At 50.1% G+C, this 22905-nt stretch carries 17 protein-coding genes; 12 read left to right on the forward strand and 5 right to left on the reverse strand.

Annotated elements, in window-relative coordinates:
* Positions 1 to 4: 4 nt before the first annotated feature.
* The 10 genes from WBJ53_RS03310 to WBJ53_RS03355 all read left to right on the forward strand — a co-directional run bounded on the left by WBJ53_RS03310 (position 5) and on the right by WBJ53_RS03355 (position 12459).
* Positions 5 to 553 carry an NADH-quinone oxidoreductase subunit B family protein gene (locus tag WBJ53_RS03310; protein ID WP_338874626.1) on the forward strand — a complete coding sequence of 183 codons (549 nt, stop codon included), beginning with the start codon at positions 5 to 7 and terminating at the stop codon, positions 551 to 553.
* Positions 553 to 1539, forward strand: coding sequence for a hypothetical protein (locus tag WBJ53_RS03315; RefSeq protein WP_338874627.1), 987 nt, complete (start codon positions 553 to 555; stop codon positions 1537 to 1539). Before WBJ53_RS03310 ends, WBJ53_RS03315 begins: the two co-directional genes overlap by 1 nt.
* 113 nt (positions 1540 to 1652) lie before the next feature.
* Entirely contained in the window at positions 1653 to 2921 is a 1269-nt protein-coding gene (locus WBJ53_RS03320; RefSeq protein ID WP_338874628.1) for an MFS transporter, read from the forward strand.
* Between the two features lie 21 nt (positions 2922 to 2942).
* Positions 2943 to 4190 carry an MFS transporter gene (locus WBJ53_RS03325; RefSeq protein ID WP_338874629.1) on the forward strand — a complete coding sequence of 416 codons (1248 nt, stop codon included), beginning with the start codon at positions 2943 to 2945 and terminating at the stop codon, positions 4188 to 4190.
* Positions 4191 to 4395: 205 nt separating this feature from the next.
* Positions 4396 to 4806 (forward strand): hypothetical protein, encoded by a 411-nt coding sequence (locus WBJ53_RS03330; RefSeq protein WP_338874630.1) that lies wholly within the window; start codon positions 4396 to 4398, stop codon positions 4804 to 4806.
* A gap of 223 nt (positions 4807 to 5029) precedes the next feature.
* Positions 5030 to 6277 (forward strand): MFS transporter, encoded by a 1248-nt coding sequence (locus tag WBJ53_RS03335; RefSeq protein WP_338874631.1) that lies wholly within the window; start codon positions 5030 to 5032, stop codon positions 6275 to 6277.
* Between the two features lie 102 nt (positions 6278 to 6379).
* On the forward strand, positions 6380 to 8035 hold the full coding sequence (locus WBJ53_RS03340) for an FAD-dependent oxidoreductase (protein WP_338874632.1): 1656 nt from the start codon (positions 6380 to 6382) through the stop codon (positions 8033 to 8035).
* 150 nt (positions 8036 to 8185) lie between these two features.
* Entirely contained in the window at positions 8186 to 9007 is an 822-nt protein-coding gene (locus WBJ53_RS03345) for a universal stress protein (protein ID WP_338874633.1), read from the forward strand.
* Between the two features lie 44 nt (positions 9008 to 9051).
* A complete protein-coding gene (locus WBJ53_RS03350; RefSeq protein ID WP_338874634.1) occupies positions 9052 to 9807 on the forward strand; it encodes an SDR family oxidoreductase in 756 nt (251 codons plus the stop codon).
* A gap of 162 nt (positions 9808 to 9969) precedes the next feature.
* The gene (locus tag WBJ53_RS03355) at positions 9970 to 12459 is read left to right on the forward strand and encodes a cation-translocating P-type ATPase (RefSeq protein ID WP_338874635.1); all 2490 of its coding nucleotides are present in this window, start codon (positions 9970 to 9972) and stop codon (positions 12457 to 12459) included.
* A 55-nt stretch (positions 12460 to 12514) separates the two neighbouring features.
* Here WBJ53_RS03355 and WBJ53_RS03360 read toward each other — a convergent pair whose 3' ends face one another.
* Both WBJ53_RS03360 and WBJ53_RS03365 read right to left on the reverse strand, forming a co-directional pair.
* Positions 12515 to 13030, reverse strand: coding sequence for a hypothetical protein (locus WBJ53_RS03360; RefSeq protein WP_338874636.1), 516 nt, complete (start codon positions 13028 to 13030; stop codon positions 12515 to 12517).
* A gap of 33 nt (positions 13031 to 13063) precedes the next feature.
* The gene (locus WBJ53_RS03365) at positions 13064 to 13309 is read right to left on the reverse strand and encodes a hypothetical protein (RefSeq protein WP_338874638.1); all 246 of its coding nucleotides are present in this window, start codon (positions 13307 to 13309) and stop codon (positions 13064 to 13066) included.
* Positions 13310 to 13518: 209 nt separating this feature from the next.
* Between WBJ53_RS03365 and WBJ53_RS03370 the strand changes: the two genes are divergently transcribed.
* Positions 13519 to 14634, forward strand: coding sequence for a L,D-transpeptidase family protein (locus WBJ53_RS03370; protein ID WP_338874639.1), 1116 nt, complete (start codon positions 13519 to 13521; stop codon positions 14632 to 14634).
* Positions 14635 to 14718: 84 nt separating this feature from the next.
* Here WBJ53_RS03370 and WBJ53_RS03375 read toward each other — a convergent pair whose 3' ends face one another.
* Entirely contained in the window at positions 14719 to 17079 is a 2361-nt protein-coding gene (locus WBJ53_RS03375) for a phosphoketolase family protein (protein ID WP_338874640.1), read from the reverse strand.
* 4 nt (positions 17080 to 17083) lie between these two features.
* On the reverse strand, positions 17084 to 18301 hold the full coding sequence (locus tag WBJ53_RS03380) for an acetate/propionate family kinase (protein ID WP_338874641.1): 1218 nt from the start codon (positions 18299 to 18301) through the stop codon (positions 17084 to 17086).
* A gap of 218 nt (positions 18302 to 18519) precedes the next feature.
* On the opposite strand from WBJ53_RS03380, the gene glgP reads away from it, so the two are divergent.
* The gene (gene glgP, locus WBJ53_RS03385) at positions 18520 to 20193 is read left to right on the forward strand and encodes an alpha-glucan family phosphorylase (RefSeq protein WP_338874642.1); all 1674 of its coding nucleotides are present in this window, start codon (positions 18520 to 18522) and stop codon (positions 20191 to 20193) included.
* 64 nt (positions 20194 to 20257) lie between these two features.
* Here glgP and mgtA read toward each other — a convergent pair whose 3' ends face one another.
* The gene (mgtA, locus tag WBJ53_RS03390) at positions 20258 to 22867 is read right to left on the reverse strand and encodes a magnesium-translocating P-type ATPase (RefSeq protein WP_338874643.1); all 2610 of its coding nucleotides are present in this window, start codon (positions 22865 to 22867) and stop codon (positions 20258 to 20260) included.
* Positions 22868 to 22905: the final 38 nt, after the last annotated feature.

Genomic DNA, 22905 nt, shown 5'->3' on the forward strand with positions numbered 1-22905 from the left:
TGATATGTCATCACTCTCAGATAAATCCGGTGAAGCAAGCGTTATTCTGATGCAGTCCGAAGAGTTACTGAACTGGTCGCGGGAGAAATCGCTCTGGCCAATGAGTTTTGGGCTGGCCTGTTGCGCTATCGAAATGATGCAGGCTTTTGCTTCCAGCTACGACCTCGACCGCTTTGGCATTTTTCCGCGCCCTTCGCCCCGGCAATCCGATATTATGATTGTGTCGGGAACCGTTACCTATAAAATGGCCGACCGTATTCGCCGACTCTATGAACAGATGCCTGAGCCGCGTTATGTTATTTCGATGGGGTCATGTTCCAATTGCGGTGGCCCCTACTGGCAGCATGGCTATCATGTGGTAAAAGGCGTCGACCGTATTATTCCGGTTGATGTTTACGTGCCCGGTTGCCCACCCCGCCCCGAAGCGCTGATCGACGGCTTTCTGAAATTGCAGGAAAAAATCAGACAGGAACACCCGTTGCTCGGAACAAAAGAAGTTGTACTTTCGGCAGACAAACCCGCTGAATCTGACGACTTTCCGACTCGCTCCTGATGCGTACTATCCTTGTTACCCTGCGACAAACCCTACAATCGCTACGGTTGCTGTGGCTGCTTTATGGCATCACCCTGGTTTTAGGACTAGTAGTGGCCTTGCCATTTTATACGACCCTGAAAATTGAAGACCAGAATTCGCTGGCTTTTCTGAAACTGCTCAATGGCTTCGACTACACCGTTTACTCCGATTTTATGCACCGTAGCCAACGAGTCATTAGCCCTCTTTTTAGTGCAGGGCGCTGGTTAGGGCTACTGTATCTTTTCCTTAGCATATTTGTTGCTGGTGGAATTCTGCTCCGGTTTTCGCAGTTTAAAGCGCTCTTCAGCGTTGGTGCATTTTTGCAGGGATGTAGCCATTACTTTGGGCGGTTTGGTCGGCTGTTTGGCGTGTCGGTTCTGTTTGTTGTTGTGGGGGGAGGCATCTGGCTGGTAATTGGTTCGCTGCTGGCCGTTCTGCTCAACGATACACTAACCGAACGCGGTCAATTCTGGCTTGGTGCGGGATTTTTCGGACTCTTTGCTTTGACCGTAACGCTCGTCCTTTGCATTGGCGACTATGCAAAAGTGCTGATGTTTCGGGAAGATGAACAGGGGGCTTTTCGGGCCTTTGGTCGGGCAGCCCGACTTGTTCTGCGAAATTTGGGACGTACCTATGGTGTATACTGGTTATTTATTGGGATCGGAACAATATTGTTTGGTATCTATTTCCTGATCGACGCTGCCATTACGATGAGCAACTGGCTTACTATTTTAGTGATGCTTATTGTGCAGCAATCGTTTATTTTCGCTCGTGTTCTGCTGAAAGTGTGGTCGCTTGGAACGGCCTACACCCTCTACGCTCTGTTACCAAAACCGTCTCCCGCCCTTCGGCCATCGCCAATGCCAGAACCGGTTTCAACTCCTGAGTTAATTCTGGTTCAGGACGAAAATGCAAACCCACCTACCGACGATAAACCGGATCAGTACGAGCGGAAAGACAACTAATTCCTGCGATTTAGGGGAGATTAGGTTAATAAACACTCCCTCAAAGCCTAATCTTCTTTGGGCATTTCGTATTATTGCAGAATTGTTCTGACTTTCTTTGCTGATTTTGCCGTATGGCTGTTCCTACTCTCCCTTCAAAAGTTAAATCTACTGAACCCGGGCTGTTTAGCTTACCGGTAATTGTTGCCGCGCTGGGTTATTTTGTCGATATCTACGACCTGCTTCTATTTGGCATTGTTCGTGTGCCCAGTTTGAAAGATCTTGGCCTGACGCCCGACCAAATATCGACGGTTGGAGCCAGTATTCTGAACTGGCAAATGGGGGGCTTGTTGCTGGGGGGCATTCTGTGGGGTGTTCTGGGCGATAAACGGGGCCGCCTGTCGGTACTGTTCGGGTCGATCATTACCTATTCCATTGCCAACATTGCCTGTGGTTTCATCAAAAACGTCACGTTTATGGACCCCGTCACCTACTATGCGCTTATGCGGTTTGTGGCGGGTATTGGTCTGGCGGGCGAGTTGGGCGCGGGCATCACGCTGGTGAGCGAAATTTTGCCGAAAGAAAAACGGGCTATCGGTACATCACTGGTGGCCGGAATCGGTTTGTCGGGTGCCGTAGTTGCCTATTTTACCGTAATCTATTTTGACTGGCAAATGGCCTTTTTCGTTGGTGGCGGATTGGGTATTGGCCTATTGTTGTTGCGGGTTGGGGTTGTTGAGTCGGGTATGTTTAAAAACGTAACCGAACAGGAACATATTAGCCGGGGCGACTTTCTGTCGTTTTTTACAAATGGGAGTCGATTAAAACGCTATTTGAAGTGCATCGGTATCGGAATTCCAACCTGGTTTGTGATTGGCATTCTGGCTACGTTCAGCAACGAGTTTGGCAAAGCGTTCGGTATTGCGGAGGAAATCCAGCCAGGGCTGGCCATTATGTGGTGTTATGTAGGGCTGGCGGCTGGCGATCTGGCCAGTGGTTTCATTAGCCATGAACTTTCGTCGCGCAAACGAGCGGTAACACTGCTAATGGGTATTGCTCTGTTATTCAGCTTGGTATACTTATTTTTTGGTATTAAAAGCGCAACCATACTTTATAGTCTGTGTCTGGCAATGGGCTTTGGCATCGGCTACTGGGCTATGTTCGTTACAATTGGAGCCGAACAGTTTGGAACCAACCTTCGAGCTACGGCTGCTACAACGGTACCGAATATGGTGCGTGGACTGGTTATCCCGATGACGATTACCTATCAGGCGCTTAAACCCTCGCTGGAGGTCATCAATGCGGCCGCCGTTGTCGGCCTGATTAGCTTTATTCTTGGTTTCTACTCCATTCTGACCATTCCCGAAACCCACGGCAAGGACCTGGACTATCTGGAAGAATAATCCCGGTTCAGACGCCTATTTATGCAAACCGTTTCAACACCTCCGGCGCGTACATCGTTTCGACCGTTGTTTGCCTTGCCCGTCATTGTGTCGGCGCTGGGCTTTTTTGTGGACGTATATGATATGCTGATTTTCAGCATTGTGCGCGTTCCAAGTCTGCAATCGCTGGGGTTGTCGGAGGCAGAAGTATCGTCGGCCGGAACCTTCATTCTGAATTTTCAGCAGGCAGGACTAGTAATAGGCGGTTTTCTATGGGGTGTTCTGGGCGATAAACGGGGGCGTATGTCGGTTTTGTTTGGGAGTATCCTGACCTATTCGCTGACCAATATTGCCTGCGGCTTTGTTCAGGATGTGAATACCTACGCCGTTCTACGCTTCGTGGCGGGTGTTGGCCTATCGGGTGAGATTGGCGCAGCTATGGTGCTGGTGAGCGAAATTCTGCCCAAAGAAATTCGGAGCTACGGCTCGTCGATGGTGGCGGGTATTGGCTATCTGGGTGCCGGTGTTGCTTACCTGACCGTTGAATACTTCAATTGGCGAACAGCATTCTGGGTTGGTGGTGGCATGGGCCTTATTCTGTTGTTACTTCGGGTCAGCGTATTCGAGTCGGGGCTGTTCAGCCGTTCGAAAGTTGAACATAAAACCATTAGCCGGGGCAATTTTCTGTATTTTTTCAGCAGTTGGCAACAAGCCATCAAATACCTACGATGTGTGGCTGTTGGTGTGCCCACCTGGTTCATTGTAGGCATTTTGGCAACGTTTGCCAATGAGTTTGGGCAGGCGCTGGATATTGCCGAAGGCGTTAAACCCGGTCGGTGCGTGATGCTGATTTACGTTGGCCTGGCCGGTGGCGATTTGCTGAGCGGCCCTATAAGCCACTGGTTACGGTCGCGACTGAAAGCCATTACGGGCCTGCTGATTTTCAGCGCATTGCTAAGTGGTGTTTACCTGTTTGGCGGCATCAAAACCGCAAATGGAATTTACACGGTTTGTTTGCTGGCGGGTTTCTGTACGGGGTATATTGCCATGTTTCTGACGATGGTCGCCGAACTCTACGGAACTAATCTCCGCAATACGGCAACTACGTCGGTGCCGAGTGTGGTACGGGGCACACTGATTCCGATGACCTTATTTTTTCAGGCCCTAAAACCCTCATTAGGTGCTCTGGTGGCCGCTGGTATGTTAGGCGTTATTGTTTATGGTCTGGCCTTCTGGTCACTCAGCCAAATGGAGGAAACATTTGGCAAGGACCTGGATTATGTGGAGTAGGGTTATTGTCTGAAAATCCCATAAAATTCAGGAAAATTAAACTATTTATCTATTTACTTGGATTAGACTCAGGCCGACCGCCAGTCTTTATTCTCGAACCGTTTATCCTTTTCTGAAGCCGTTGCTCACGAAGCTGAGCGGTTAGCGGCTTTATCTGCATCATTGTGTTGACAGCTAAAGGTTCTACAACGAAATCTTCAACACAATGAAAACTTCACTCAAATTCTTCGCCAGTGCATTTGCGTTTCTTTTAAGCGTATCGGTATCGTTTGGTTTTACGGAGGGCGATCAGCCCCAGGAAAAAGCATTTGCCATCGCCATGTTTCCGGCCAATGGCGAATCTAAAGTCTGGCTTTGTCTGGAAAAATACAAAGCCAATGATAAGATCAGTGTCGAATTAGTCAATGAAAAAGGGCAGGTCATGTTTCATGAAGCTCTTCCGGGGAAAGGTGGCAAACGAAATGGTTACCGCCAGCAGTTTGATCTGAGCCAGGTTGGCGATGGTAACTACACATTCCGGATCTCGAACGGAAATCAGGTGGAAGAGCGTACGTTCAAACTATCGACCCCAACCCTTGAACAACAAATGCCCGTACGGTTAATCTCGATGAATTAAGCAATAATTAGTAGTCGTGAGCAATTGGTCATTAGGCAATTCGATAGGCCAATTTCCAGGACCAGTAGTGAAACAACAACGATTAATGAACAACAAATTAGGATAAATAGGGACACAAATAGTGGAAGTTAGGTACAGGAAAGGCACGGGGCTCTACTCCGTGCCTTTTTTCGTATAACCTTGCAACTTCTTTCCTAACTTGCCGTTGCTATTCCTGACTGTCATGCAATCGACAACCGTACCTTCTTCTGCTTCTGTTACTATTCGTTCTGTGCTTACCCTGCCCGTTATTGTGGCTGCGCTGGGCTATTTTGTAGACGTATATGATCTACTGCTTTTTAATATTGTTCGGGTTCCGAGCCTGAAAGATCTGGGGCTTGCGGATGCCGATATTTCGCTTATCGGCGGAAAAATTCTGAACTATCAGCAGGCAGGCTTACTAATCGGTGGTATTCTGTGGGGCATTCTGGGCGATAAGCGCGGGCGACTGTCGGTATTATTCGGTTCCATCATTACCTATTCGCTGGCCAACATCGCGTGTGGATTTGTCCATGACCCACAGCTATATGCCATCCTGCGGCTCATTGCCGGTTTGGGACTGGCGGGTGAGTTAGGAGCGGGGATCACCCTTGTGAGCGAAATTTTGCCGAAAGAACTGCGTGGTTATGGTTCATCGGTAGTAGCCAGCGTTGGCTTGTTAGGCGCTGTGGTTGCATATTTTACCGTTACTCTATTCAGTTGGCGCACCACCTACCTGGTTGGGGGCGGGTTAGGGCTTGGTTTACTCATACTGCGGGTAAGTGTTCTGGAATCGGGTATGTTTAAGAAGACCCTGGAAGCGAATGTGTCGCGCGGTAACTTCTGGGCCTTGTTTAACGGCAGTAAGCGTGTCCTGCGCTACCTGCGATGTATGGGTATTGCCCTGCCTACTTATCTGGTCATTGGTATTCTCACTACGTTTGGCAATGAGTTCGGGCAGGCACTGGGTATTCCAGAGGCTATTCAACCTGGCCGGTGCGTCATGTTTACTTACATAGGAACCGTGCTCGGTGATTTAACGAGCGGATTCCTGAGTCAATGGATGCGTTCGCGGAAAAAAGCCATTGGTCTCATGATGGGCATGACCGCCATTTTTGTCATTCTGTATTTATACGGTGGGATTTCGTCGGCTACTACTTTTTATACACTTTGTGCCTGCATGGGATTCAGTATTGGCTACATCGCCATGTTTTTGACCATTACGGCCGAAAGTTTTGGTACCAATCTCCGGGCTACGGCCACTACCTCAGTGGCCAATAATGTTCGGGCCACAACCTTGCTGACAATTCCGGCTTTTCAGGCCATGAAACCAGTTCTGGGTGTAATTGGCGCCGGAGCCATTGTGGCCTTCGCTTGCTTTGCGCTGGGTTTCTGGTCGTTGCTAACGATGGAAGAAACCTTCGGCAAGGAACTAGACTATACCGAAGTGTAGCGTTGAGCCTCATTCGGTCATTGGTCAGTGGTAGCAGCGTCTTTCGATGACTAATCCCCAATGACAAATGACTAATTACCAGTAACCTGTTACCTTTGATCTATGAATCGGGACGACAATCGGAAGCGGCTACAGCAGGAGACATTCGACATTTGTATTATTGGCGCCGGAGCCAGCGGAGCCGGGTCGGCGCTGGATGCTGCGCTGCGGGGCTATCGGGTTGCGCTCATCGACCGGGGCGACATATCGGGAGAAACCTCATCGCGTTCGACCAAGTTAATTCATGGTGGAGTACGGTATCTTGAACAAGCGATCAAAAAGCTCGATCTGGCCCAGTTGAAACAGGTGCGCCACGGGCTGGCCGAACGGCGAACCGTAATCCGAAATGCTCCGCATCTGGCCCATCCGCTGGCGTTGCTGACACCCGTATTCAGTTGGTTTGAAGGCATGTATATGTCGGTTGGTCTGGCGCTCTACGCATTTTTTGCGGGTAACGACAGTTTTCCTAAAGGAAGCTGGCTGACCAAAGCGCAGGCATTGGCAAAGATGCCGACGCTGACTCCCAATATGCATAGTGCCGTACTTTACTATGATGGGCAGTTAAATGATGCCCGCTATGCACTGGCGCTGGCGCATTCGGCCGACGAAGCGGGGGCTGTTGTTGTCAATTACCTGTCCGTACAAGATTTTGACCGGGAAGGCAATCGGCTAACGGCCGCTGTTGTGCAGGATCAGGTGACGGGTGAAACCTTTCGGATTCGTGCCCGCCTGTTTCTGAACTGCACCGGCCCCTATTCAGATGCCATTCGATTACTGGCTAGTTCTACACTCGAATCGCGCATTCGACCCAGCAAAGGCGTTCATATTGTGCTGCCCCGCGAAACGCTCCAGAGCGATTGTGCGATGCTAATTCCGAAAACGTCGGATGGGCGAGTGGTTTTCGCGATCCCATTCGGCGATAAAGTGTTTGTTGGTACAACCGATGACGATTACAAAGACCTGAGCCACGAACCGGTTCTGGAACCTGCAGAAGTTGATTATCTGCTCGAAACCTTACGGCCTTATCTGGCCAAAACTCCCGATAAAACCCAGGTTCTGGCTGGCTTTGGTGGTATTCGCCCGCTTATTGTGAGTAGTCGGGCAACGACCAAGACACTGCTGCGGGATCATGAAGTCGAGTATGATGCTACATCGGGTCTGCTGAGCTTGCTGGGCGGCAAATGGACAACCTACCGGCTGATGGCGCAGGATGCCATTGATCGGGCGGGCGAACTGCTTGGTAAATCAATGCCGGGCAAAACAGAGTCGCACTATCTGGTCGGTGGCGAAAACTATCGTTTTAGTGATTGGCAACAACTCCAGCAACATTATAAACTGCCCGCCGATGTTTGCCAGCATCTGATGCGAACTTATGGTACTCGGGCCGAACGAGTGGCGCAACTTACGCTTTCCAACTCCGATTTGTCGGAACGACTTGCCGAAAATCAGCCGTTTATCAAAGCCGAGGTTATGCATCAGGTACGTGAAGAATTGGCCGTTCGCCCACGGGATGTGCTGGCTCGTCGGTGGCGGCTCGAACTGGCCGACTGGCAACTGACCGCACAACTAACACCAGCCGTAGCCAGCCTGATGGCTACTGAATTAGGTTGGACCGATCAGGTTCGTGAAAAACAGATCGAAGAATATCGGGCACTGCTTCACTCATTCTTTGTGAAGGCTGGTCTGACCACTACACCAACCAATGTTGCCAGCGTTTAAGAAGTTGGGCATTGGTTGTCTCTTCTTCTAATGATCATTGACTCTTAACATATGAACTAAACTGATGTTAATCAGTACGGTTCCTGTACTAGCTCATAGCTGGCGGTTCACGAATTGACTTGTTTTGTAGTGAACAAGCCGATGGTCATCATGAAAACGATTCTGGTTCCTACCGATCTGAGCCCCATAACAGAATATGCCCTCAACGTGGCTGTCGATCTGGCGCGTACATATCAGGCCGAAATTATTCTGCTGCATACGGTTCTGAGCGAGTATATACCACCCGCTGATTGCGTTACGGGCCTATCGTTCGACATTGGACCTGTTTATGAAGAAGCCTGGAAAGAAGCCGATCAGGAATTGCATAAGCTGGCTGCTAATCCCAGGTATGCCGATGTTACCATCAAAACACAGTTGGGTAGTAATCTGGATGGGCTCATCCATTGCATCAACGAGCAACCTGCCGATCTGATCGTATTAGCCTCTAAGGGATCTTCGGGGTTGATGGAGTGGCTCGAAGGATCACACGCTGAATTAATTGTTCGCCATGCAACCTGCCCGGTGCTGGTTGTTAAGCAACCCGTCGGGCATTTCAAACCCGAACGAATCGTTTACGGAATCGATCTGGAAAAGGAACTGAAAAAACCCCATACCTATCCGTTCTCGCTGGCCGATTCGAAACGCCGACAGTTTCTCTACGTGATGACACCCAGCGATGGTCGACTCCCCGAAGGAGTACGGGAGTGGGTCGATGAGTTTGCGGCAATAAATGGGATGAAAGAATACAACCTCCATATCTGGCATGACAAAACGATTTCTGGCGGTATTCTGCATTATGCCGATGAGGTTAAGGCCGATCTGATCGTACTTTTCACGCATGGACATAAAGGCTTGCAACACTGGCTGAAGGGCAGTGTGGCCGAAGATGTTCTGAATCATTCGCAGATACCAGTTCTGATCATGCGGCTCTAACGAATTCTCTTATAGTTTACTCAATAGTTAATACTGAATTTATTATGGATAAAGACATGCAAGGAAAAGTAGCACTGGTAACGGGTGCTGCGTCGGGTATCGGAAAAGCAACGGCAATTTTATACGGTCAGCACGGAGCTAATGTAATTCTGTCGGATGTTGACGAAGTGCAGGGGCTGGAAGTGGCCGAAGAAGTGAAAGCAACCGGTGTAGAGGCCAAATTCGTAAAAGCCGATGTTAGTGATGCGGCCCAGTGTCAGAAACTGGTTGACGAAACAATTGCAACCTTTGGCCGGCTGGATATGGCCTGTAACAATGCCGGAATCGGTGGCGAAATGAATGCAACGGCCGACTACTCGCTGGAAGGCTGGCATAAGATTATCAACGTTAATCTGAATAGTGTTTTCTATTGCCTGAAATATGAGCTGGAAGCCATGCTGAAACAGGGCACCGGCGGGTCGATTGTTAATATGGCTTCAATTTTGGGGCAGGTTGGTACGGCACAGGCTCCTGGCTACGTGACGGCGAAACATGGTTTGCTTGGCCTTACGCAGACGGCGGCTATTGAATATGCATCGAAAGGGATTCGGATTAACTCGGTTGGCCCCGGCTATATCGATACGCCGTTGTTGCGAATTTTACCCGACGAAGCCAAACAGGCAATTATTGGCTTGCATCCAATTGGGCGGTTAGGCAAATCGGAAGAAGTGGCCGAGCTGGTTATCTGGCTCACGTCGGATAAAGCATCGTTTGTGACGGGTTCGTATTACCCGGTCGATGGGGGGTATCTGGCGCAGTAAATTATTGATGTTAGTAGAGGGTGTTTGTTGTTTGGATAGACGCCATGCCAGTCGGTGTGGCGTCTATTTTTATCATCCTAAAAGAACTCATTCTTTCCTGTGAATATTGCCTTGATTGCTTACTTTTGAGTGTGTTCGTAACCTATTTTTAAGCAAAATCCTATGCCTTCCCGTCTGTCTCAGGATCATCCCGAAAAGGGCCTGTCGTCTGCACAGGTCGAAGCCGCCCGGCGTCAGCATGGGTCAAACCGCCTGGCAACATCCGATTCGGGGTCTGTCTGGAGAATGGTTCTTGAGGTTATATCCGAACCCATGTTCATTCTGCTGGCCATTGCCTGTGGGCTATATGTTGCGCTGGGCGAATGGGAAGAAGGTGTCGTTTTGGGTATTGCGATGGGAGTAGTAGCGGGAATTTCTTTGTTTCAGACGATTCGGAGCGACCATGCCCTACAGGCCCTTCGAAGACTTACTCAGCCCAGTGTATCCGTCCTGCGTAATGGAAGCCTTACGGTAGTTGGCACCGAAGAAATTGTAGTGGGCGACCTGGTTTGGCTAACGGAAGGGCAAACCATACCTGCCGACGGTGTATTGGTGCAGGCTAACGATTGTTCTGTCGATGAGGCTGTGCTGACTGGTGAGTCGGTACCTGTTGCCAAAACAAACCCTAACTCGGATGTTTTCTTTGCCGGTACCTGGTTAACCTCGGGCAGTGCCTATGTGCGCATTACAAGCGTTGGTGCAACCACCGAGCTAGGCCGGTTAGGTCAGTCGCTTCAGCATATTGAGGTTGAAAAAACACCCTTACAGCAGCAGATCGGTCAGTTTGTGCAACGAATGGCCTTTGTTGGCTTTGGCGCTTTTGCCTTGGTTTGGGGTGTCAACTTTGCCCAATCCGGCAATTGGGCTACATCATTACTACTTGGCCTTACAATTGCCATGTCGGTGCTGCCCGAAGAAATTCCGGTGGCTTTCAGTAGTTTTATGGCGTTGGGCGCTGCGCGTATGGTTCGTTTTGGCGTATTGACCAAACAACCGCAAACGGTCGAAAGCCTTGGATCGGCTACGGTGATCTGCACCGACAAAACAGGTACAATCACCAAAGAAGGCATGACGCTTTCTAAACTCTACGATGCGAAAACTCACAAAATAATCGACCTTACCCGCGCCTTGTCCCATTCGGAGCGGCAGCTATTGGCCTATGCACGCTGGGCAAGCGAGCCCAAACCGTTCGATTCGATGGAACGAGCCATTATTGATGCGTTCGGGCGGGAGTTTCCGCAGAGCGCTCCCCGGCCATTGCAGCACGAATACCCATTGGAAGGCGTCCCGCCTATGATGACGCATGTGTATGCACCCCAGGCCGATGGAGTGCGGGTAGCGGGTAAAGGTGCGGTTGAACGAATTGTGCGGGTATGCCAATTGCCAGAAACCCAGGTCGCCGAAATACTCCAACAGGCTACTGAACTGGCCAAACAGGGCTATCGGGTTCTGGGCGTTGCGGGAAGCGATTGGGAGGGCGAAACCTATCCCCTGAAACAGGACGATTTTAACTGGGATTTCAAAGGACTGGTTGCGCTGGAAAACCCACCCAAAGCCAATGCCAGGTCAGTTATCCATCAGTTCAACCGGGCCGGTATTACCGTGAAAATGATTACGGGTGATTCGCCCGAAACGGCTCAGGCCATTGCCCGGCAGGTAGACTTGCCCAATGCCGACCGGATTCTGACGGGGAAGCAGGTAATGAGTATGGCAGATGCTGAGTTACAGGATCAGGTAGGGGCAGTCAATATTTTTGCCCGGATGTTTCCTGATGCCAAACTACGGGTAATTCGTGCGCTCAAAAGCATTGGTGAGGTTGTTGCCATGACCGGCGACGGTGTTAACGACGGACCTGCGTTGAAAGCAGCTCATATTGGCGTCGCTATGGGAAAACGCGGTACCGAACTGGCCAAACAGGCCGCATCGCTCGTATTGGTCAATGACGATTTGAGTGGAATGGTAAAGGCTATTGCGCAGGGACGTCGGATTTACCAGAATCTGAAACAGGCCGTTGGCTATATCGTTTCTATTCATATCCCGATCATTCTGACCGTTACGCTGCCGCTGTTTCTGGGCTGGCGGTTCATTAACCTGTTTAGTCCGATACACGTTATTTTTCTGGAACTGGTTATGGGGCCAACCTGCTCCATTGCCTTCGAGAATGAACCCGCTGGGCGTAATCTGATGAATGAGCCGCCCCGCCATATGACCGACACGTTTTTTACAACCCGCGAACTGGGCTTCCGTGTTAGTCAGGGTGTGGTTATTGCCGTGGCTACATTGGGGATGTATTATTATGCTATGCAACAGGGGCTTTCGCTGGATCGAGTGCGAACCACAACCTTTGTAACGCTTGTGCTGAGTAATATTTGGCTAACGCTGGCGAACCGTTCGAACCAGGAGTCGATTCTGACTACTATCCGTCGGCCTAATCCCATTTTGTGGTTAATGCTGGCTCTGACCGCGCTCATGCTCGTTGCTGCTTTATCAATCCCGGTGGTTCGACAACTGGCTCAGTTCACCCCACTGAGCCATGCCGAATTCAACCGTTGCCTGTTGGTGTCGCTGGGGAGTGTTATCTGGCTGGAAGCCTATAAGATTGTTAGGCGCTAGTCATTAAGTCATTAGAAGAAATAATACCAATGCCTACTTAACCAATGACCAATAGCTAATTTGCCTGTAGGTGTTTCTGATTACGTCGATTGGTTTTGCGTTTCCACAATAAATGATCACCCGGATGCTCACTAAGCCTATAAAAGCCAAGCGCCAGAAAAAGCATGGCCGGAAAAGCAGAGCCCAGACCCAATGGCAAAATAGCCAGCGAAAACAAAAAACCGGCTAGGCAACCCGCCCGAAACAATCGACCGGTCATAGGCATCGAAATTGCAATGAAAAGTTGTCCGGCGGCAATGGTCAGGATAAACGGAACCGTTATTTTCTCGAAAGGGCCGAGAATAAACCATCGGTAAACCGGAAACACGACATAGTCGGCAAAATCGGCGTAGACCCAGGGTGTTTCCAGCACGGTGATGATATTGAACCAACCGGCCCAGCCAAACAGCAGAGCCAGACTGAACCGGGCAAGTACAGGACGCCGGTAGCAGGCCGTTACCAGCAAAACAGCCACCAGATTCGTTAGAGTATAGGCAATCCAGAACGTGGAAGAAGAAAACAGCGTGTTCATTATGGGCGATAGGGTAGAGAATGGTTTTGATACTTATCGAATATTAATCTGTTTCTCATCGTGATATTGCCGACGGCCATCGGACCAGTTGAGGCATACACGCCAGATACCTTTGGCCAGTTGAGCCGTTGAGATCACATGGCGGGGCTTTTCGGTTGGTTTAACCGGTATCTGGATAGTATCCTGAGCGTTACTACTCTGACTGAAAATCAGATCACCTTTTTGGAACGATGTGGGGAGCACAAAGGCCAGCAGTTGAGAAGTAGGTTCGAATGTCATGGCTGTTGAGGAATGAATTGTGGGCAATTGGTAACGGAAACCGAAGTTCCCCGGCAAAGATGATTGTTGAGTAACCGGTTGGCCATGATGGCGGTCAGCAAATGAGCTGATTGGTTTCAGGTAGTCGGTTGATGAGCCTTACCCCGTGTCGTTGAACGAATGGCCATCTTTGGAGAGTCAATCAAACACCCAGAAACCCCTGCCAGAAAATGGTACGCTCCCTGATTTTCCTGTTATTAGGTCCGGTGCTGGCTATAGCACAGACCAGCGACGACTGGACCCGATTACGCCAGTATGCCGACGAAATCGGCGTTGATAGCCTATGCTCAACGCCCGACGCTACCTGTCTGAAAACCTATTTTACCCAGATTGTTTATGGAAGGCCGAGTCGGCGATTGGGTTATCAGGGACTGGCTCAACACATTGACACTGCTCGTATAAACCGCCTGACCAGTCAGTTCCTGGCCGGAGCCGACTGGTGTCCGCTGCTCGATTCGCTCGAATCGCATGATCGAAATTACCGACAGCTAAAAGAGTATTGCATGCGTTGTTTGCTCGATGATTATATGGCCGATTCATTAACCATCGAACAGGTGAAAACGACATTGAATTTTTACCGATGGCTAAACCGATTTTCGGCCGACAAACGAGTGGTCATAAATATTCCTTCGGCAACGCTACGGGTTATCGACCGCCAGGGCGAAACATTGCTCAGTAGCCGTGTCATTGTTGGTAAACCCAAAACGCCCACTCCCGTTTTTACAGCGCAGATTCTCAATGTTATAACATATCCCTACTGGAATGTGCCCCGGTCGATTGCGGTTAATGAACTGCTACCTAAAATTCGTAAAAATCCGGCCACTACGCTTGCCGATATGAACTTACAGGTCATTAATACCAATGGCCGTATCGTGTCACCCGATTCAATCGACTGGTCGATTAGCGTTAAGAATTTTCCGTATCGCCTACGGCAATCAACCGGCTGCGATAATGCGCTGGGCCTTTTGAAGTTCACAATCAATGATCCGTACGACATTTACCTGCACGACACTAATCAGCGGACGTTGTTTGCAAATGAATCGCGCTGGCTTAGTCACGGTTGTATCCGGGTCGAGAAACCAACCGAACTGGCTAATTTGCTGCTGGGAGCCAATCGGTTCGACGCGTCGTTTATGAATCGATGCCAAAAGCAGGCAAGCCCTAAAACCATTACCTTGCCTCAGCCAATTCCGGTAATTGTTTCCTACAACATTCTCGATGTCGACGATGCCGGAGCTATTCAGGTATATCGCGACGTGTACCACTGGTGGCGGCTGGATTTGTAAGATGGTTTGTTTATGGTTTACGGTTGCTTTGCATGAGTAGGATGTATGCCGATAAGCAGAGCAATCGTAAACCATAAATCACCCTTAACTACGAACTTCAGGCATATCGAGACCATTTTGCCGGATGTAGACCCCATGTTCATGGAGTTTGTTTTGGCACCATAGGGTTAATGCCTGGATGCCGGGCTGTTTTTCAATACGGTCCAATGCCGAAAGCACTAGCTGATAGCGACTCATGTTGTTGAGTACTAGCATATCGAAAGGTGTGGTTGTACGCCCTTCTTCCATATAACCCCGGACATGGAATCGGTTAGGATTGGTCCGATGGTGTAGTAATTCATGAATCAGCGTTGGGTAGCCGTGAAAAGCGAAGATAACGGGTTTGTTGGGCGTGAAAAGCTGATCGAAAGCCGATTCCCGAAAACCATGCGGATGATCTTCGGGCGACATTATGGTCAGCAAATCCAGTACATTCACTACCCGTACGCTCAGATTGGGCATATGCTCTTTAAGAATAGCGGCTGCTGCCACCGTTTCGTTGGTCGGAACATCGCCTGCACAGGCCATCACCACATCGGGTTCGTTGCCTAACTCATGACTCGCCCATTGCCAGACCGACATTCCCCGGCTACAGTGTGCTTTGGCCTCGTCTATGGTTAGCCACTGCTTTTGGCTGGCTTTAGAGGCAACAATCAGATTGATGTAATCGCGACTGCGGAGGCAATGATCAGTCACGGAGAGCAGGCAATTGGCATCGGGTGGGAGATATACCCGCGCTACGGAGCTTTTCTTGGCTACTACTGAATTTATAAAACTGGGTACCTGGTGCGTATAACCATTGTGATCCTGACGCCATACGTGCGATGTGAGTAGGTAATTTAACGATGCCAGCGGTTTTCGCCAGGCTGTTTCCTTGCTTACTTTCAGCCATTTAGCATACTGGTTAAGCATGGAGTCTACCAATGGAATAAACGCTTCATAACAGCCAAAGAGTCCGTGGCGTCCCGTAAGCAGATAGCCTTCCAGCCAACCTTCGCAAGTGTGTTCACTCAAAATTTCCATAACCCGACCCTCGGGCGAAAGGTATTCGTCTGTTTCGACCATTGGGCCCATCCAGGCCCGACTGGTTGCGTCGAAGAGGGGCGTCATGCGGTTAGAGGTCGTTTCGTCCGGGCAAACAATACGGAAGTTCTGGTTCGACTCATTCTGCCGGAACACCTCAGCTAAAAACGTAGCCAGCGTATGCGTACCCTCAACCGACACCGCTCCCGGCGATGGTACCGAAACCGCATAATCGGCAAAATTGGGAAGATTGAGTGGCACGATCCGTTCGCCCCCATTGGCATTTGGATTCATGCCAATGCGTAGGTTACCCGTAGGGCAACTATTGACCACATCGGCAAAAGGCCGTCCGAGTTCATCGAATAGCTTTTCGGGATGATAGCTGCGGAGCCAGTGTTCGAGCGAAGCAAGCTGCGACGATTTGTGTGCCGGATCGGCTACTGGAAGCTGGTGCGAATGAAAAGTATTTTCGATGGGTTGCCCATCAACTGTTAGAGGGCAGGTCCAGCCTTTGGGGGTTTGCAGAATAAGCATTGGCCAGGCCGGAACACCCGTCAGCATACCTGCACGGGCCTGTTGCTGAATTTCCTGAATTTCCTGATAAGCCCAGTTCATGGCTTTCCACATAGCTACATGAACTTGCATAGGATCGCTGCCGCCAACAATTCGGACCTGATAACCGTAACCTGTAAACAGGTGAACTAGCTCGTCATGGCTCATTCGGCCATAAATTGTTGGGCCCGAAAGTTTGTAGCCATTGGCGTGTAATATCGGTAAAACAGCTCCCGATGTGGCCGGATTCAGGTATTTGTTCGAATGCCAGGCGGCTGCCAGCGGCCCGGTTTCGGCTTCGCCATCGCCAACAACGCAGGTTACCAGCAGATCGGGGTTGTCGAGTGCTGCACCATAGGCATGAGAGAGGCTATAACCCAACTCTCCCCCTTCCTGAATCTGGCCAGGAGTACCTGGCACCAGATGGCTAGGCAACCCTCCGGGCCACGAGAACTCACTGATCAGATGACGCATTCCTTTCAGGCCTACTTTATACTGAGGATCAAATTCCCCCAATGTACCTTCCAGATACAAATTGGCCAGAATGGCAGGCGCTCCGTGTCCTGGCCCAACCACTAGCAGTACATGAGCATCGGTATGTTGAATAAGCCGATTGAGGTGCGTATAGATGAGGTTCAAACCAGGTTGGGTGCCCCAGTGCCCCAGTAATCGTGGTTTAATGTCGGAAGGTAGCAACGGGCGTTCCAGCAGGAAGTTGTCGCGCAGGTATAATTGAGCCGCCCCCAGATAATTGGTGGCTTGCCAGTAGCGATGGAGTTGATCCAGACGGTCGATCTGAGGAATGGTAGAAGATTCAATAGACTGAGTCATGATATTAATGGTTAATCGGTTTGTATTCAGTGTATAAGAGCTGTTGGGTCTGCTGCGCAATTATGTATTCTTCGTTGGTAGGAATGACCCGAACCACAGGACGTTGGCCTTCGGGCGAAATAATGGAAGCATTGGTCCGGTTTCGTTCTGCATCGAGCCCAATGCCTGAATACTGGAGGTCTGAGCAGATTCGAGCCCTGATTTCGGGCGAATTTTCTCCAATTCCACCCGTAAAAACCAGCGTATCGAGGCCATTTAGTGCGGCTACTAATCCGCCAAGCTGTTTTTGAGCCAGATAACAGAAAAGATCAATGGCATCGGCGGCATGCCGATGCTTAGGAGCCTGATTGAGCAGTGTCTGCATGTCGGAACTGATGCCCGAAACGCCCCGTAATCCTGATTCGTCATTGAGTAAGTGACTAAGTGTTTCGCTAGTTGCATAGCCATTGGCGAGTAGATAAAGCAAAACACCCGGATCGAGATCGCCAGAGCGGGTGCCCATCATAAGGCCGCCTGTAGGCGTAAAACCCATTGTTGTGTCAATACTTTTTCCGGACCGAACAGCTACCATGCTGGCCCCATTGCCGAGGTGCGCCAGCACGACCCGTTCCTGAGTGGCCTGTGTGCCCGCCTGCTGGGCAAGCTGATCGAGCACATATTCATACGAAAGTCCATGAAAGCCATAGCGAACGATTCCTTTTTCGGCCAGATGGCGCGGAATGGGCAACCGCCGGGCACGATCGGGCATGGTTTGGTGAAAAGCCGTATCGAAACAAACGACCTGGGGTAAATTGGGATATAACTGATCGACAGCTTCAATCAGGCTAATTTCGGCTGGCAGATGGTCGGGTGCGAATGGAATTAGTGGTTTAAGGTCAGTTAACAGCTTCGCCGTAACACGTTGGGGTGTCTGATAGTTAGCTCCCCCGTGGACTAGCCGATGCCCAACGGCTTTAAGTTGCAACTCTGGTTGCTGCCCGAGCCAGTCAACTAAAACGGTTAAGGCTGCCGAATGGTCGGGCAGGTTGTGCTGACTGCTATGCAGGTTGTGTTCCGAATCGCGCAGTTCAACGTAAGCGTCTGGTAAACCAATGCGCGCCAATTTCCCGGAGAGCCAGGATCGATCATTGGCTCCCCACGCATAGACCGCAAACTTCAGACTCGATGAACCACTGTTTAGCACAAGTATATGTTGGGTCGGCGGGCTTAACTTTTTGTCCATGACAGCGTTACTAATGAGAGGGAGGGGATGGGGACTTGTAAACACCATGTAAAATTGACCAGATTGGCACTGGAAAACCCTGACCAGACTCAGGCAGTAGACTATTAATAATCAGCATCGATAAGAATCACCCCAATTGCTGATGATTCTCAATCTATGGTCGGGCTTAATTCCAGACCTTCGGGCATACAACCAATTGAAACACTACACGTATTTTCATGGCTTCTTCTTCAACCAACACGCTGGCTCAGCGACGAGTGGCTTATTTTTCGATGGAATTTGCTTTTGCCCAGCCTCTTAAAACCTATTCGGGCGGTCTGGGATTTCTGGCAGGATCGCATATGCGTTCCGCTTATGCACTGAAACAGCCTATCGTAGCCGTCGGAATTCTCTGGAAATATGGGTATTATGATCAGGTGCGTAAGGCCGATCAGACCATGGATGTGCTGTTTATGGAGAAAGTATATAGCTTTCTGGAGCCAACGAATCTGAAATTTCAGATTTGGGTCAATCACGCGCCCGTTTGGGTAACGGCCTATTATCTGCCCCCAACGGTGTTTGGTACTGTGCCAGCCTACTTCCTGTCGACCGAGTTGCCCGAAAATGATTATCTGGCGCAAACCATTTGCCATAAACTGTATGATGCTAACCCCGAAACGCGGGTTGCTTCCAGTATTTTGCTGGGTATCGGTGGGGCTAAACTGCTCGAAAAGTTACAGATAACTCCCGACGTCTATCACATGAATGAAAGCCATCCGTTACCGCTGGCATTTCATCTCTATCGTCAATACGGTAGCGTCGAAATGGTTCGGGAACATCTGGTTTTTACGACCCATACACCCGAAGAAGCCGGTAATCCACGAACGGATATCAGGCTGCTCGATCGGATGGGCTTTTTCGATTACCTGCCTCTGGATGACGTACGGCGTATTACAAACATCAGCGACGATCTGTTTAACTGGGCGCTGGGGGCTTTGCGACTCTCGGGACGGGCCAATGCTGTGTCTAAAAAACATAGAGAAGTAAGCGAACAAATGTGGAAAGGGTTTGCAGGTACCGCTCCGCTGGTTTCGATTACGAATGCCCAAAACCAGGCATTCTGGGCTGACCCAAAACTGCTCGGTGCTGCCACAGCAAACGATGATACGGCAATACTGGCCTGGAAGAAGGAGAAAAAACAGGACTTGTTCGAGGAAGTAGCCAACCAGACGGGCGACCTCTACGATCCGGCGGTTTTTACGATCGTATGGGCGCGTCGGTTTGCGGGCTATAAACGCGCTGAACTCTTGCTGTCGGACCCTGACCGATTTGACCGGCTGTTGAAAAATTCGCGTTATCCGATTCAGATGATCTGGGCCGGTAAACCCTACCCCTTCGATTATGCCAGCATTGGTATTTTCGACCGGCTGGTGCATGTAGCCAAACAATATACCAACTGTGCCGTTCTGATCGACTACGAAATACGTCTCTCCAAACAACTAAAACAAGGTGCCGACTTATGGCTCAACACCCCCCGACTAACGCGCGAAGCCTCTGGAACAAGTGGTATGACGGCAGCCATGAATGGAACCGTCAACTGCTCGACCAATGATGGGTGGGTTCCTGAGTTTGCCCGGAATGGTATCAACGCGTTCGTACTCCCAGAGGCAAACGTAGAGGCTCCGGCTCATGAACAGGACGCTTTCGATGCCGAAAACCTCTTCACACTCCTCGAAACGATCATTCTGCCTATGTATTACGAACAACCGGACCAATGGCTTCTGATGATGAAAAACAGTATGCACGACATTGTGCCTTACTTCGATTCGGATCGTATGGCCGCAGAGTACTACGAAAAACTCTATTCCTTGCCGCAGTCCGTTAATTCGGAAAACGAAGTGCTGACGGCTTGATGCCGGGTTGCACATAAAAAAACAGACCGGAGTGCTACCGTTTAGGCTGCATTCCGGTTTTTCATTACCGAATCGCCGAGTAATTAACCAATTGCCGAAGCTGCAAACGGCGGTGTGAATTTGCTTTTGGTGCGTATGTTCGGTAAAACCACCGTTTTAAACGTTCAGCCGCTATCACGTAGGCACCAACAATACCCACCACAGCCCCATACAAGGCCAGCGGTAATGGGCTAAATCCAAATACCGCAGCTAAAGGCGTTAATGGCAGTAACAACACAAACAGGGCTACAAAACCGGTAGCCAGGATAAGCCAGCGACCAGGTCGGGCGCGATAAAATGCCCGACGCGTACGAACTACCAGCACAATGATGGATGCCGACAGAACCGATTCGACAAACCAGCCGGTTTGAAACAGGCTTTCATTGGTCTTGAATACGCCAATCAACAAGCCGAAACTGACAAAGTCGAAAAAAGAACTAAGGGGCCCAAACGTAAGCATAAACCGGCGAATGAAACGTAAGTCCCACTGAGTAGGTCGTTTTATGGTTTCAGGTGCTACATTGTCGGAGCCTATTGTCATTTCGGGAAGATCGGTGAGCAGATTAGTAAGCAGAATCTGGGTAGGAAGCAGAGGCAGAAACGGCAGGAACAGCGATGCACCGGCCATGCTGAACATATTGCCAAAATTGGCACTGGTAGCCATAAAAATGTATTTCATGGTGTTGGCGAACGTTCGGCGACCTTCGCGAATTCCATCGATCAACACATTCAGATTTTGCTGAAGCAACACGATGTCGGCCGATTCTTTGGCAACATCAACGGCCGAGTCGACCGAGATGCCTACATCGGCTGCATGCAGCGCACTGGCATCGTTGATGCCATCGCCCATGTAGCCTACCACAAACCCCGATTTTCGAAGCGCCAGGATAATACTTTCTTTCTGATTGGGTTCTACTTCGGCAAACACGTGGGTGTGCATTGCTTTCTGCCGCAGGGCTTCAATGCTAAGCTGGCGGATGGCCGAACCCGTAAGCACCTCCGGGCAGTCGATACCCATATGCTGGGCTACCGATTGAGCAACCAGCGCATTGTCGCCGGTAATTAGTTTTAGATGAATGCCGAGTTCGTTGAGGCTGGCCAATGTTTCGGCAATGCCCGTTTTGGGAGGATCGAAGAGTGTAATAAATCCGAGGAAGGTCATATCGGCTTCGTCGGATTTATCGATGTCGCGTTTGCCGTTCGTTTGTTTGGTAGCAAGCCCCAGCGTACGAAACCCCTGGCTGCTCAGTTCCTGATACGTTTGCTCAATCTGTTCCCGATATGCTGTCAATAACGCCAGTTCGTCGGTACCGGTATCTACATAACGGCACACATCCAGAATAGTCTGTAGCGCCCCTTTGGTACTCATCACGGTTTGTCCGTCGATTTCGGTCAGAATGGTCAGGCGTTTTCGGATAAAATCATAGGGAATCTCATCGACACGCGGATAGAGCGACACATCGGTAGGATTGAATGCCAGAATAGCTTCGTCGACCGGATTGCGGAATCCCTGCTGAAGCTGGGCGTTGATCTGAGCCAGCAACCGGGCGCGTACGGATGGCTGCTTATGAACATCCATAATCCGATCGACCCGAACGTGCCCTTCGGTGAGGGTACCGGTTTTATCCGAGCACAGCAGGTTCATACTACCAATGTTTTCGATAGCCGACAGCCGTTTAACAATGACCTGCTGCTGGGCCATACGGCTTGCACCTTTAGCCAGATTAATGCTGATAATGGCTGGTAATAACTGAGGTGTTAGCCCAACCGCAATGGCCAGCGAAAACAGAAAGGCATTCAGAACGGGTTTATGAAGCCCTACATTAATGGCAAAAATCAGAATCACCAGCACCAGTGTCACCTCCATCAGCATATACCCAAACTGCCGGATTCCGCGCTCGAAATCCGTTTCGGGCGTTGCGTTGCCAATTCGTTCGGCAATATGGCCCAGTTCTGTTTGGGGGCCTGTTCTGATTACTACTGCCCGACCACTGCCACTTACCACATGCGAACCCAGAAAGAGAACATTTTGCCGCTTGGCCATTGGCGTATCGGCAGGTTGTATGCCCGGCTGTTTATCGACTGGATAAGTTTCGCCCGTTAGTGACGCTTCATTCGTGAATAACTCATTGGAAGTCAGTAGGTAGCAGTCGCCGGGGACGAGGTCGCCTGCACAAAGGCCGACAATATCGCCAGGGACAACCTGCTCAACCGGCAAACTGGATGCCTTTCCGTCGCGGTAAACGGTTGCTTTTACCGTTACCATAGACTGGAGTTGCTGCATGGCATCCGAAGCGCCTTTTTCCTGCCAGAAGCTGAGCAATCCGCTTACCAGAATAATGATAAAGATGATAATAGCGTCGGTGGTGTCGTTAAGAAAATATGACAGCGCAGCCGCTACCAGCAGAATGAGCGAAATGGGGTTTCTGAACTGATTGAGAAACAACCCAACTACCGACGCCCGGCCTTTGGTTTGTAGCTGATTCTGGCCAGCAGACTGGCGAATTAAATCGGCCTGATCAGAACTAAGCCCTAATGCTGTTGTATGAAGTTGTGCCAATAGCTCATCAGGTTGTATGGCCCAATAAGCAGACAGTATAGGAGCCTGATTAACAGGCGGCTCGATGTTATCCATTGCGTTGATTTGTCAATAAGAAAACAAGAACCAGCCCT

The sequence above is a fragment of the Spirosoma sp. SC4-14 genome, from assembly GCF_037201965.1.
Lineage (GTDB): Bacteria > Bacteroidota > Bacteroidia > Cytophagales > Spirosomataceae > Spirosoma.